The organism is Pseudomonas fluorescens (assembly GCF_001648775.1).
GTDB lineage: Bacteria > Pseudomonadota > Gammaproteobacteria > Pseudomonadales > Pseudomonadaceae > Aquipseudomonas > Aquipseudomonas fluorescens_M.
Genome location: NZ_LVEJ01000018.1, coordinates 226,018 through 241,309, shown reverse-complemented (window position 1 = coordinate 241,309; position 15,292 = coordinate 226,018). Strand labels below are relative to the sequence as shown.

Genomic DNA, 15,292 nt, shown 5'->3' with positions numbered 1-15,292 from the left:
TGCTCAGCAGATTTATGACCGCGCAACGACGGTGAAAACAAATGCTTTGCGATCGAAAACCTTTTGTTGTGGATCACGTATCTGGACCTCAATGGTCATACTGCCCACGGTACTTGCGGTGAAGTTTTCATGGGTGTCTCCGCGTACGTTGGTGGTCGTGCGCCAGGCTTGTTCGATGTCGTTCTTCACCCAAACAACCTCCTGTCCTTCAACAGGCCTTTTACTGAGCGAAGCAATGACGTTGGCATACACGAGTGTTAGCTGGCCGACCTGAATCACGTCCCCTCCCGGTACGATCAATGACTTAAATTCAGGAACGTCTACAGCAACGACCAGAGATTTCATATCCCATCCGGCAATCCCTCCTTCGACAATGGCTTGCAGCACCCCTTGCCTGATAAACGGCAATACCAGAGTGACCTCGGCAATCCCTTCGGCATTTGTCTTGCTCGGCTCAATCGAAGCGCTCTCAAAGGACCAATTCACCCATACATCCGGCAAGGGTTCACCTGTCAAAGCGGAAATAACAGTTGCATGCACACGAACTTCCTGACCTGGGTAGCCCGGCGGATCTACGTTGACCAACGCCTGTATTTCCCGTGGTTCATGCAAGAATAACGGCATCGAGACCGTCTCCGAATACAACGCATTGCCCACCCGCGCCGTCAGCTCAAACGCCCCCGGCGTGGTCGGAACGAACCGCACCTTCGCCACCCCGTAAAAATTGGTGAGCGCCGTGACCTCGCCAAGATCCTGGCTCCACCACGTCACCGCTACACCCGCCATCGGCTTGCCGTTGATCACCGAGATCACGGTGATCTGTTCCGACACCGCGTCCTCCCAGAGCAGGGTTTGCATGACACGTTCGCCACTGACGATTTTCATCGCGGGCGCGCCTTCCCCTACAGACATTGCGTTGACCGGCGAAAGGCTCGCCAGCCGTTCGGAGGCGAAGCACAAGCCAAAGCCACCGTCCTTCAGGTCGCCAACCTTGAAGGTGTAGGTCAATCCATCCTCGCTGAAAGGTTCGGGTTCACCGAGCGAGGTTCCAACAAAACTGATGTCCAGTTCCGCTGGCCCCGCCCCACTCGCCATCCCCAGCGCCAGACCTTTACCCAACAGAGCGCTGTTGGCGGCAGCCGTGACCTTTAACTGGTGCTGAGCCTTGCGACGCGGGAAAAAAGTTCGTTCAGCCCACGGCTGTTCTGGCTGATTATCAAAACTGACCTTCAAGCCGGCCCATGGATCCTCTGTAAGCGCAGTGACATCGATCGAACGAGTGTCCTCGTAGTCGTCGAAAAAATTTTCTACCAACGCGATCACCGTATACGTATCTGCTTTTTCCGGCGCAAAGGCATAACCGCTCCAGCCTTCGTCATCGGTGCGCACGGTATCCCCGATTGCGCCAAGCCACCATTTCACCGGTACATCTGCCACCGGTCTGCCGGTGAAGTGGGAGAGGATCTGCACCCACAAGTGCGCCGGTACTTGATTGACGACCGGATCCACCGCCGGCTCACGCATGACATGAACTCTGACTTTGTTATGGTGCAGCACCATCGGTTTGGGGATGGCCCTGAAATTCAGTTGAGGCAAATGAAGCGTCAACGCAAACCGGCCGGGCTGTTCGCTCCTGGAAAAGTTCAGCTCCCAGACTGCACCACCGTCGGTCAAAACTTGTGGAGCGTCCAGCGGCGGGCAAACTTCTGCCCCCAGATCTTCGGTTTGCTCCCAGATCAGCGCAGCGTGCAGCCCCACCAATGGACTTAATCCGTTGGGCAAGACATTGAAGCGGTGAATGGCGCCCAGACAGGGATAAAGCGCCTGGTCATTCATCTGTATCCGGATCTGATCGAGCAACAGGCTCACTCCTTTGTTCAGATCCGCAGGCAGCAAGCGCCCCGGCAACGCGCGAACAACGCTCAGACCCCCCAGGCGCAATTCCAGATCAAACAGACTGCTGAGGCCCTGCTCAGTCACCGCCAGTGTCCATTGCACGCCCTCCGTCGCCAATGGCTTCGGTATTGCCAGATCGGAAGGCTCTAGCCCGATATTCGGGTCCACATTCTGGCGCCAGTGCAGACTGATGTTCCGATTGATCCACGGGCTTTCGGTGCGGGGTTTGACGGATAAGGTGTATGACTTCCCAGGTTGACACACCAGACCCAACGTATTGAGCTCGACAGGTTCGTCGTCCAACAGAATCTCGACCTGATCTTTCCAGGGACTGGTTTCGATCGCGTGAACTTTAAACACTCGCTCGACTGGCACAGCCTCCGGGTGCGCCTTGACCCAGGCCTTGACCTCCAGATCCCCGAACGCTTCCGGCGTGTAGAGCAAACTCGCCCAGCCATCGGCGCCGGACCGGGCAGCCATCGGGCCCTCGCGCGTTTGCCAGTCGACCAGCGCATTGCTGACCGGCACATTTTCAGTGCCTGTCGTGTCGTGCAGCACCTGCAACCGCAGTAACACGCTCTCGTGCTCATCGACCACCGGAGACTTGTTGGCCTCGCGTACTTCACCCACTTTCACCCGATTACGCGCCAGCGACATCGGTTTACCCGGCGAAGGTCGCAGCAGTTTCGAGCAGACCAACGACAGCTCGAATCGGCCGTCGAGTGTATCCTCACTGCTCAGCGTCCAGACGACTTGCACAGTGTCGACGGGCACCGGACTTTCAAGCTCCGGGAAGACTTCGACTTCCAACTGCGCATGGCTGTCGCCAGTCCAGTACAAGGACAACTCGGTTTCCAGCAAAGGACTATCAGCCGGCAGGCGTACCTTCAGCTCATAATCGCTGCCCCGGTTCGGATAGCCTTGCGCATCCCAGGCGGTCTCGCCATCGTCAACGACAGCCCGCAGGTCCCGCCATGGATCGGTGGCCAGTACCCGCACCGTGAACTGTTCAGTGGTCACACCGGTGCTGTAATAGCGGCTTTCGACTGACGCCTCGATGGCAATCTCCCCCGGCTCCTTTGGTAAAAAGTCGTAATAGGCCCAGCCTTCGTCATCGGTAACAGAAGCGCTTGTTACCCCTTGCCCCGGCACCAACCAGTTGACCGTCAGCCCTGCCAGTACCTGCCCGGTGTAGTAAGACGCCACGCGTACGCCCAATTGAACGCGCTGTTCATATTCCAGTATCGGGTAATACGCGGCTTCGAGCGTCTGGCGAAACCTGAGACGGTGATGCCCCAGCGACACGGGAATCTTGTAGGGGGCAGAGGCGTAGCGGTTAAGCAGGTTCAGCGTGAGCGAATAACGATCCTCATCCCCCAACACCGGGCAATCGAGCATCCAGTGTTCTGTCAGCAACTGTTCGATATCTTCACTCGGGGTAATAATGATCGCTTCCTGCGGATTGCCATCCAGCGTCAAAGACGCTTGCGTGCCGTCCCAGGCATTGTCCGGCGGCGGCATGAAGATCAACTTGTGCGCCTGGGAGTCCGTTGCCCCCAGACAGAGGTACACCGTGCTGTCCGCCGACAGGGATTGCTCATCGAGCTGCACGGTTTGTAACGTCAACGGGTCCAGATGCAACTGGACGTTGAGCCGGGTGATACGCACTTTGGAGTAATAATCGGCGGGCTCGTTCTTCGGGCTGATGATTTCGAAGCGAAGTGTGTCCTCGGCCACCACCAACACATCCAGATTCAGCTCGTATGGCGTCGGTTCAAAGGCCAGCGGTTGCCCGGCCGCCAATCGCGCCAGGTCGTCTTGCAGATGACGCGTGGGATCGGGTTTGAGCTCAATCGCACACAACGCTTGTTCGTCCTTGAAGATGCGCAGCCAACCGGATTCGACATGCAGGGTCTGGCAGAGAAAACTCAGCGTGTAACGTGCACTGGCGTCAGGCGTCTTGGGGATCGCAATATCCTGGCTGACGCCCCCCGCGTTACTGAGGTCCAGAATCCTGACGCGTTCACCGTCGAAATCCTCCTGAGTAACCGCGCTCGTGCCGACGCCGTTACGTGTCCATTCCTTCAATGCCTGGCTGAAGTCGCCGTTGCGAACCAGATTCTTGTTCGCTTGAATGACGGGTTCACTCATGATTGCCCACTCCCTTGCGCTTGACGGCGGGTACGTTTTTTTCAGCCTTGGTCACCAGATCTTCGACGTTACGGGTAAAGGTCGACTCACCCACTTTGGCCGTAAAGCGGATGTGTAAGATGAAGTCAGTCATTGATCGCAACATACCCGCCTGGGGCTCTTTCAACGGCCACGGGAAGTTCAATTGCCACTTGGAAACCGCCCCTGTGTTTTCAAAGCTGTTGAGCAAACCTTCGTCGGGCTTCATCGCGGTCAAACCGTTGTCGGCAATCCCTGCCGACAGGACAATTTGCTGGCCACTGCGCAAGTTGATCAACACATCGCCTGGCGCCTGGCCTACCGGGTTGTGCAGGTACTGCACCGACTGTGTGGTTGCACGGGTCGCCGTTTTACTTTCGATCTGCCGCAAAGTAGCCCGCACGTTCTCGAATGGCCCGGCTAACAACGGCAGGTCGCCTTCCAATGAACTGATTTGCCGGCAGTAGTGCCCCGGATGATCACGGTCGAACAGCAACTGGGTCAGCTGGAATTCCAGGGTGCCGGTGTCTTGCAGTTGTTTAAGTGCAGCAGCCCAACTGCTGATACCGATCTGGCGCTCAACCTGGTCGTCGAACAACTTGCGCAGGGAAACGGTTTTCACCAACTCCTGCCGCCGCTCGTAGCGCTGCAGGTATTCGCGTTCCATACGCAGCAAATGCCCACGCAAATGCTCGCCAGCGGTCAAACCATGACGTTGATCGAGCCATGCCTGTGGCAAGGGGATCTGCGCTTCGTAATCGCCGGTTTCGGCATTCATCGACGACTGCGCGCTGAGGCACAGACTGACCGCCGCATCATAAGCCTGATAGTGCAAGGCCTTGAGTTGCCCCAGCATCCAGCCGAACAGCTCGGCATTGCTCGCGCGTTTTTTCAGGAAGTTATAAACCGTCAACGCCTGAGCATTGGCCCGCAGGGTTTGTGCAAGGTTTGTGCGAGCCGCTGTGACCGCATGGCCTTGCGCCTCGATCTGCGCATTGATCGCGTCAACTTCGGCCAACGCCTGATCACGTTGCAGACCCCATTCACCACGGCGTCGACGATAGCCTTCGGTCGTGGCCTGACTGTCGGCTTCCGATTGCGCCATGGACGAGGCTATTTCCAGACCGAAAACCACCGCATCAATGGCATTTTCAGGTTTCATGCCGCCATTGGCGGTGCCATAGATTTTCGGCAGCGCCGCAATCAGCGCGCCGGTGGGTTTGAGGACTTTTGCGTTCAGAGCGAAATACTTCGACAGTTTCAGGCTCGCCATGACCTCATATTCAACCGCCGAAATATTCTCGTCGTAGCGCTGTGCGTAGGCATCCGCCCGCTGCTGCGCCACTACCCGGCTCATCTGCAGCGCCGTGACGTTCGCTTCCAGCTGAGCGATCGATTGCTCCTGCAGGGTCTGGGCATAAGTGCCCAACTCCAGCAGGTGAGTTTGCTGCAACTCCTCCTGCTCGGCGCGATCTCGGCGTTCGAGCAAATTGAGTACTTGGCTGCCGTAATCCTGTAATGCCTGCACCGCACGCAAGGCAACTTCGAAGGTGACACGCCAGCGAAACGCGTTAACCACCAGCCGCCCGCCCATCGGCCTTGGCCCACCGACACCACCCGAGGCCAGATCGCGTAACAGCTGATTGGGATCCGTCGGCGGACTGAACAAGCTGATATCCAGCGGCTTGCCATCAAGGGTCATGTTGTGGCGCAGGGTGTACAGGCGTTGTTCCGGCCCGGCAAACAAGTCAAGCAGTGGCTGGTTGATCGGCGCTTTGAAAGGCTCGTTGGCCAACAAGCCGAGGGTTGCCGTGGTTTCGGAACCGGCAGCGATGTCCGCCAGGCTGAAGTCCAGCGTTTGCTCGAATTGTTCCAGTGCAGGACGCGTAGAGCTCAGTTTCAGCAGGTTTTCCACGGTGTCGGCTTGCCAACCGCTGACCGTGCGCGCCAGCGGCGCCTTGCCCATCAGAAACCCGGCTTGCACGTAACACAGCTTGGCCGCTACCAGGCTGTCACGCGTCAACTGACGGTAATACCAGTCGCCCCAGCCCATCAGATTTTTCACGTAATCGCAGAACATCAGAATCCTGAAGTGCTTGGGCGCCGCGTAACCGATGGCATCCGGGTCTGCCGGTGCCAGTGCTTCGCAACCGGCATTGCCAGCATCGTGGGCCAACGGTCGGCAGCGCCAATAGGCCACTTGAGGTGCAGCGCTGGCAGGGTCGGCAATGGCTTGCGGATCGAAGACGTAATGCGCCCATTTCTGAGCATCAGCGAAACGCTCTTCATCACGCAAACGCGTGAAGACCAGATGTGGCAAATGGAAAAACAGCTCCCAGAAAAACAGACCGTTGGCGCCATCGAACGCCCCGTTAGGCTCATCGAAGGCCTGCAGGGTTGGCGGTGGCTCGGCAATAAACTGAGTGTCCCAGTCCAGTACCGCATCGACGGAAATATTGGAGCGCTGAACCAGTTCGGGACCGAACAATGAGTTCAGGCGGGTGTACTTGAGGTACGTCCCCGGCAATTCGAAAGACAGAAACTGCGCCGCATCGACGCTGTTTTTCACCAGTGTGGGCGGGGTGAAATCCGCTAGATTCTTGATCGTCAGTTTGAATGTTTTACCGCCATGTTCGGCAGATGACGTCAGTAAAGTAAACGTTGCGGGGGCCGGCCATGATCCCTCGGCACGCCTGAACGAATAGGATTTAGTGACCCAATCACCCGCCTGCGAACGGGGTTCAGCTTCGGGAGTTGGGTCACTCCCACTGGATTGCACCAGCGTCAAGGTATAAAGAATTGAACGGTCATCGGGCAACCCCGTGGGCCTGCACAAACCATTGACGGTCAGGACATCGTCCTTACCTACTCGCTGGGCCGAAGCTCGCAGATCCAGATAGTCCGACATGAGACCCTTCGGAATACCTTCGGCGGTCATCGTCACTTGGGTGCCGAAGGCGTGCTGCACTGTTTCTGGCGTGGCGAATCGACTGCGTGCGGTGTCCAGCCAGCCACCGGCATCCGTCGGATCCAGACGCATCAGCACGTCATAAACTCTGTACTCCTTTAGCAGTGCTTGTCTGGTCGGCCCTTCGTTTTTACCGCCCGAGATCAACACCCCCAACTTGCCTTTGGGAGAAAAAGCGTCCGTCCACACCGTTGCAATCAGCCGAAAATTCTCGGCATGAGCGATATCTGCCTCCGCGCCATACACACTCAGCGGCGCCGACCATTGACCGTTTTGCTTCATGAAGGCCAGGTTGACACTGAGTTTGTCAGGGATGAAATCATCCTGTGTTTTGCCGGTTACCCTGTCACTCCACTCCGCCCAGACCAGACACAACCGTCCGTTCCAGAACACCGGGCGCATATCAAGCACCCGGCTGGCGGGCTGAATATCCACGGCCTGCCATTCACTCCAGGCAGCCGGATTGACCGCCGTACAGGTGGGGGTGAGTTCAATCTCGGCCTTGCGCCAGAAATACTGGAATGGCTGCACGCGTTGCCGGCCGACAAAATAATAATCGGCTCGCTCTGGTGAGATGCCGTCCATGTAGCAACTGATGACATCGAGATCACAGGTCTGCTCGAACGCTTGCAGATAGTTCTGCAATGCCGTCTGCACCGAGTCAGTGCTCAGGCGAGCCTGATTGAGGTCGTTTTCAAGGTCCCTGAAGAGGCTGCTCTTGCGCTGGCGTACGAACGGATTGATGTAGTTTTCCGGGTAGAGCCGGATCAGTTGCACCGCCGCCCAATCGGGATAGTTATTGTAGAGTTCCCATTGCGCGAGATCGCTGGCGGGGAATTGGTGATTTGCAAAATCAGGCTCAAGCCTGCGGTACACCGCGTGGATGAATTGCTGCGCACAACTGCTCGCTTCGGCCACCTTGGAGCTTTGCACCGCGAAGCTGTCCAGAGGATCCATACGCAGCAGTTCGAACAAGTCTGCCGGCGTCTTCACAAAGCCGTAATGGGTCTGACTGGTTTGTCCGATGCAGTATTCAAGCAATGCGGTGCGCCGCTTTTCCAGCAGACCGCCAATGTCATTCAGTGCCATGATCCGTGCTCCTTGGAAAAATTGCGGAATAAACGCTGGTCAGGGGATGTTCCTTTGCGGCGTCCCACTTCCCTTGAACGTAATGGCATCGAACAACAGACTTTTATCGGTACTTGTACTCTCCCAGGTCACGATGAATGTGAATTCGCCGCCCGTCACGCTGGAAACAAAAGTCCGCGCCAGCCCTTCCTGATTGGTCAGCGCTCGACTTGGGCGGATCAGTGCGCTTTCGCCTTCCTGCCCCCCTTCAACCGTCCAGTTCACCCATTCATTTTTTCCAAGGTTTGTGTATCTATCCATGAGTGGCACGTAGAGCTCGACCTCCTGGCCGCTCGCCACGATTTCCGATGGCACCGGCGACATCAGTGCAGCGACAAACTCCAGACTCTCGAAATCGCAAGTCAGGTTGATCGCAGGAGCGTTCTGCGGCTCAAACAAATCCAGCCAGTACACAGGCGTGTCCATGCCCATTTCCTTACCGGGGGTATAGGTGGCTGTGAATGTGCCGTCGGGCTGGGTATTGCCCGTTTCGATGTGGCCCAGGCTTGCGCGAAAATGCACTTTGACACCGCTCAGGAAATTTCCGTTAGCGTCTTTGAGCGTGACCGTGTAGACGGCTTTTTCTGTGGATCCGGCGACAATTTCGCTTTTATCCACGGTGCACGTCGTGGTTACCAGTTGCCGCAGATCGGCTGGCAGTTGAACGATGGGGGCACGCGCGACGGACTCACTGAGCAAGGCCAGTTCGGCGGCCTCGGCGTAGACCACCCTTTCCACCTGTTCAGGCAAATTGCCGATCAGGAAAATCGTCAGTGCATCCATGCCCGTATCCATCGACAGTTCACGCACGCGCATCAACAGAGCCAGTTGGGTCAGGTCTGTGAGAATCGCTGCCGGGGTGTCCATGCGCTCGACGCACTCTCGCACCTCCTGCACGCTCCAGCCGAAAAACGCGGCAAGTCGGGTGGCAGCCGCCAGTTGCAACAGGCGCTGCGCGTCTGGTCCCCTGGCTTCAACAAGATGCACCGCGCGCAGGTAGTCGAGCAGTTTCTGCGCCGGTTGCGTGCTCAAGCCGAACGCCCGAGTCAGCGTTGTCAGGTGATAAAGCGTTTGCATCGACATTACGTATTTGTCGCTCTGCCCCATCCAGGCGTCGTAGCCGTAATCCAGGTACTCCTGCAATAGCACGGCACTTAAACCCAGCGTCGACACGACCTCGCTGCGGCGCCGTACGTCGGCCAGCAGACCGAGCAATGGATCAGGCTTCGCTTCACCTCGGCGAGCTGATGGCTCGATGCTGGAATCGACACGTGCGCTCACCTCTTGCAATAACCGGTAAACCGTCGCGTTGGCCCAATTCAGTACGGGTATCGCCTGTTCCACCTCGACCCCGGCATAGACCGCCAGCGTTTGCTTGACCAGCGACTCTTGCGCATCTCTGGCGTCCAGAAGCACGCTCAGCAGAATGTCGACCATGGCCGTGCGCGAGTCCGCCTCGACAACGCCAAGAGCATTATCGACCGACCATTCGAGCCTTCTGCGGGTTTCAATCAGGTAATCCTCCGGCGTCCCGACGGGTGCCAGCACCAGACCGCCGGCATCAACCACAGCCGGCATGCCATCGGCCTCGGCGGACAGGAAGTCCAGCCAGTCGGCCGCACCGGCACGCGGCAGACCGGCCATCAACACACCCGCGTTGGAGAACTGTGCCGTTGGCAGCAGATTGCGTATCTGATCGAACAACTGCCGATCCTGCTCGCTGGCTTCGCGCGCAGGTTGCGGGTCTGCCGCGTGTTGCAACATCCACAACACTGGCAGCTCGCTTTGCTCGCACCACTGCACGCACGCCAGCAGAGCGGTGATGATCTGCAAAATATCGGGCGCGGTGCTTTGGCCAGCGTTGATAGCCGGAGGGCCCGCCACACCGTCCAGCCATTCCTTGCCACCCAATTGCAACAGCATCAACACACCTTCAACCGGTGTGAGGTTGAGCAACCTTGGCAACCTGACTAGTCGATAAAAACTGGAAATGATGGGCAAACAGCGGGTGAACGTGCCGCTGGCGTTGTGCGCGCTGGCCACTTGCACTGCCAGGTACTGATAGGTCTGGATGTCGATCCCCAGGCCATTGCACAACTGGTTGATCGTCAAGTTGACCTCACCGGGTGCAGGTGTCACCGGAAAAATTCCGTCATCCAGTTTCAGCGGCTCGCGAAAGCTCCCCTGGTTGTTGAATATCTGATCGAATGGCGACAACGCTTCGCCGCGCCCGTAAATCCCCAACTGATCGATGAACGCCGCGAAGTCCACGGCTGAACAGTTGTAACGTTCGCGCAAGGTCTGGAACAGTCCGAGAGCATGTACACCGTTGTTGGTTATCCACCATGCGCCTTCAGCCAAACCGCCGCGTTCTTCAGCCCGGGTTGCGGCAACCAGCAAGGCGTCTACCTGATCACTGGGCAATGCCAGCCAGTTGCACAGGCGCACCATCCGGTTCATCCGGTCAAAACTGGGAAACCCCTTTTCATCTTTGGGTAATACTGATAGCCGATGCATAAAAGCAGGGGCTATATCCGGTTTATTGATGTGTATGCCGGGGTGCGAGTGGGCATTGATGTAAACCGAACCGGAGCGTGCGCTTTCCGCGTGCCCGGTATCCTCCTCCTTGTACGTCACATTGGCGGAACGCACCGGGGCGAACTCGTGGATCGACAACAATCGTTCGATCGAGGGTGCATCGAGTTTTGTGTGTTCGGCGAAGAACGGGACCTGATAAAGGTTACCTGCGGGAAGTTCTTCCACGCCGTAGTTATCCTGATAAAAATCGTTTAACTTGTTGAAGTTTGCGGCAGGCTCCGTTAACAACGCGCGCTGATAAGGCCCCAATCGCGAGGCATGTGCCAACGCACGCTCGGCGTTTTCCGTCCAGGCAGCCGCTGACAAAAAGTACGGGTAGCCTTTATCCACTTTGTGCGCAAAATCACCTACCGACAGATCATTGAGCTGCGCGACACCGTCAATCGTGACCCAATGTTGGTAGTACGGCAGGCCATTGGGATAACGAGCGTTAATCAACGCGTCTTCGATCGAGGCATTTGCAGTCAATCCGCGTGTTCCCGGATGGGTAGCGATGAAGGTTTCAAGCACCGAGACGATGATGTCCACCGAAGACACCGACTGATACACCGCATTGAAATCGACCGACAACCCCATCAGATCGCGGCGGCGAGTATGCAGTTCGTACTTTTCCGGTGGAGACTCTTGTCCCTGACGATAAGGTTCGATCCGGTCGCGGACCCAGCGCAGCAGGTCAATCAGATAGGCCACTGGTGAGGCGAGCGACTCCAAAGCCTCTGGCAAACACATACTGTCGAATGGGGTAAAGAACAGGTCCTCATACCTGGGGCCAGGCACCATCGACAACAGCCCTGACGACGACGTCTGTGTACCGCTGCCAGCGTGCAACTCGCGTTCGATGAACTGGCGGCTCAAATAAGTGGCCATGCTGTTGGCCCGGTGCAAAAACCGCTGAGCCTCCTCGACGCTAATCTCATGTTTGCTGACCATACCCGGTACGCCCATCTCCACCAGAGGAAAAATCGAACCTCCGTCTTCCAGGTATGCTTTGAGATTTTGCAATCCGGTGTTCTGGACAGTTGCCTCTTCGGTAAACAACTGCGTGTACAGCTGCAAACCGGGACGGCGTAAATCAGCCATGATCAGATTCCTTAGGGCGAGACCGGGCACGCGCGGCCTGTCGATTGCTACAGGTCGCGTATTCATTCAAGAGAATTGAGCGCCAGATGGTCATTAACGTCTACTGTCAGATCTGACAGGTTTAATGACCGTTCATCGGCATTCTGCAGCTCAGGTTTTTTTCGAAGGCTCGGACAGCACTTCGAAACGTGCACTCAAGCCCCAGTCGGACAACTTTGCCCCTGGAGTGATCGTCTGCCTGAAGCGGCACCAGTTGCCACCCGGCCTCGAGGACGTATCGGAGATGCCACGCCACTGGCCTTTTTCGATAGTCAACGCAGGCGTCAATTTAATCTCCGGATTGAACCAGGCTGCGACCTGCCCGCTACCTTCCTCGCCCATGCCGGCAAAGACCACCGGCTCGCTGATCGAGCGACCTGCTGCCGGCTTATTGATGACGGGCAAGTACGTACCCGTCACGACATCGCGTCGTGTGGCGTCTGACTCGAAGTCGCCCAGTTTTGCCCTCACGATCAAAGTCATGTTGCCATCGTCCAGACCAGGGCTGACACCGACCGACCAGGTGCGATCCTCAAGCACCACGGTGCTTTGCATGTCGTTCCCCAACTCCACGCTAATGGTATCGCCTGGTACACCGAAGCCCGACACCACCACCCTCCGTCCGACGTGTTCCTGCAAGAGTGGCGTCTCGATGAAAGGCGCTGCCGGAACTACGTCAAACATCAAGTCCTGGGTGTCTTCAGACTCATAGGGTTTGCCAGCAAAATCGAAATACTGCCGAGCCCGCATCGTGTTGTGGCCCAATGGCAAATCCACTCCCCACTCCCAGTCACCGTACTCATCCACCGGTATATTTTTCAACCAGGGCTCTTCACCGCCCGTCAGCCAGATATCGACCCGCCCGAACGGCATGCCCCGCCCTTTAAGGATGCCATTACGCGGCAACTTGCCATCGGGCGACGGCGCGGTAAATTGAGGTGGTAACAGCACGACCTGGAAGCTTCGCAGTTCACTTTTCTCGGAGGGAATTTGATTAAGTGTTTGCACCGCATAGACCGTGAATGGACCAAAAGGCAGATCGCTGAGTTTCACCGCCCATTCGCCATTCTGTCCCACCAGAAACGGCAGCCCTATTTCCTCCGTGAATTGAGCGTTCGTTAACTGCAACGTAGCGCCCTTCATACCGTTAGTACCCTCGACGACGACCTCGCGCCCCACCTTTTCGCCCGCTCCCGGCTGTGTGATAACCGGCGTGAACATCGGCTGTTTGACAGTGAAGGTTTTAGACGCGGCGTCGGAGGTTTGCACGCCGACCACTTGGGTCACGGTTACGGTATGCAGCACATTCGGGGCAAATGGCTTTGCCCGCTGGAAGGACCACGTGCTACCAGTGACCTTCGCCGCGTGTGCAACCTCGTTGTCGTCGCTGTACCGGATGTAGACCTTTGCCCCCGGCCAGCAAGTACCACAGAGCTTGGGTGACATGCCGGCTTCAACCGGGTCGTTCAGACCGGGGGCTAATGGCGGAACGTTGACTATGTGCTCAAACCACTTGGAACAGCCCAACTCGTCGTGGCATTGGCGAATGTGCAGTACGTAGTCCTTCAACGGACCCACTTCAGTCTTCGCAGTGCTCGACCACAGGCCTTCACTGACGGTTGCATCGGGAAAGTGCGACGCCACGCCTCCGGGTATCAATAACTCAACTTTGGCACCGTCAACGCCTTTACCACTGACAATGGGTTGATAGGTGGTGGTGGAGGTGACTTCGCTCACGTTCAGTATGATGGGTTGAGACAACTCATCCTCTTCCCCATGCGTTGACTCGATCCAGCCATTGGCGTTATCAGAAACCTTTTGAATAGCCTTGAGTTTGTAAATACCGGAGGGCCAACCCTTAGCCGTGGTAACCCAAGTACCGTCAATTGCCTCAACCTCCGCAGGCGACTCGACTGACGACTCAAGGACAGTGATCACAACTGTCGCACCCGGGTAGGCGGTGCCTGAGAACCTGATCGAATCATCGGCCAAAACTTCGACCTGGATGCCGATCAACTTGGGAGGGCGAATTTTGAACGCACGGGGCACACTGCGCCTGGACTGCAATCCTGGAACGACAGTGATGGCGACCAGTGACACAGGTCCTGGCGGGACGTTGACGGCCGCCTCCCAGTTCTCACCCGTCAACGGCCAACTTTCCCCGACCATGTCTTGAGTCAAATCACGGAACACCTGAACCGTGGCTCCCGCCTCGCTTTGGCTTCCAGACAGCTTGAAATTTGTTTCCTGAAAGATTGGCTCAGGACTTATGACAGGACGATTGCTGGCAGTAACGGTTACGCCTTTCGCCCAAAGAGACAAGGTAGTGCCAAAAGTCTGCTGCGCTGTGAACGTGAAGGATCCCTCTGGCAGCTCCACGCGCACAGGTGTTGACCAATGGCCGTTTGGCGGGACCAGTACTTCGCCGTAAAGAGTGACGCCAGAGTTCTCTTGATAGATCCTGACTGTCGCATTGGGCTTTCCATCGCCAGAGACTACGGGCCTTTGCTCCTTTACATGACCCCCGGCGACTGGAGAGGTAATAACGGGAGCGTTCAAGATTGTGAAGTGCCTGGTCTGAGTGTATCTGCCACGCACTCCTGGATAGTTTTCCTCAATAAGGAAGTCGCCTGACTCAACGTTGGGCAGCAATTTGGCTGTCCAGGTATTGCCGCTCGTGGCAGTCACTGTTTCGGTCAGTGCCGTGGCAGACCCCGGACGCACTACGGTAATAATATGCTGACCACGGGCGGTTCCCCTTAACTCCCCATCAGCAATGATTAACCTCGAATCAAACGTGGCTTCAGGCCACATTTGCGCATGCTGGGATGTCCACTCAGAATCTTGCCCGTAGTACCGCCACCTGGCATCAAACCTTGCGCCGCCCTCGCCAACGAGTCCGGAAATCTCGATGGTGTGCCAATCCAACGCTTTGAATAACCTGGCATCTACCACTCTGCTGTAATAAGAACCACAGTGATAATCGATCCAGACCGGATGAGTGCCATCACTTTGAGGAATGTAAAAGGTAAGCTTCGTTATGGAGCTGCCCAGCATTATCTCGTCTCTAAATCTGAACACCGGTCCGTCGGGCTTACCCCCAATACTTTCTCTTGGCAGCAGCGGAACATCTTCAAGATCGTTGATATCCGGTTTTTCCAATACCCTTACAGTAATGTCAGCCATGGTAGCGATCTTCCGTGGTTCGTCGTTTACACAATGTCTACAGGCACGGCAGCACTACTGACACCTGTAAAATCTGACAGTCCCGACAAACGGTAACGGGTTCCAGCGAATCAGGAGTGATCGCGCTTAGCGCCTGAAGCGCAAAGAGATCGCAGTCTTCGGCAACTCCAAATCGGACGTGGGTGTGGGTGTGTACACCCGGTAGTAGCCGCCAGGCTGCGATCCTTT

Annotated in this window: 4 protein-coding genes; all 4 read right to left on the bottom strand. The window is 56.8% G+C overall.

Translation table 11 applies throughout. The features are described 5' to 3' along the window. Nucleotides 1-12: 12 nt before the first annotated feature. On the bottom strand, nucleotides 13-4,047 hold the full coding sequence (locus A8O26_RS17245; protein ID WP_064119057.1) for a hypothetical protein: 4,035 nt from the start codon (nucleotides 4,045-4,047) through the stop codon (nucleotides 13-15). Beyond that, nucleotides 4,040-8,122, bottom strand: a complete 4,083-nt coding sequence (locus tag A8O26_RS17240) for a neuraminidase-like domain-containing protein (RefSeq protein ID WP_064119056.1) — start codon at nucleotides 8,120-8,122, stop codon at nucleotides 4,040-4,042. The genes A8O26_RS17245 and A8O26_RS17240 overlap by 8 nt, the downstream gene beginning before the upstream one ends. 39 nt (nucleotides 8,123-8,161) lie before the next feature. Next, a complete protein-coding gene (locus A8O26_RS17235) occupies nucleotides 8,162-11,839 on the bottom strand; it encodes a Tc toxin subunit A (RefSeq protein WP_064119055.1) in 3,678 nt (1,225 codons plus the stop codon). 150 nt (nucleotides 11,840-11,989) lie between these two features. Further along, a complete protein-coding gene (locus tag A8O26_RS17230; RefSeq protein ID WP_081265209.1) occupies nucleotides 11,990-15,064 on the bottom strand; it encodes a hypothetical protein in 3,075 nt (1,024 codons plus the stop codon). Nucleotides 15,065-15,292: the final 228 nt, after the last annotated feature.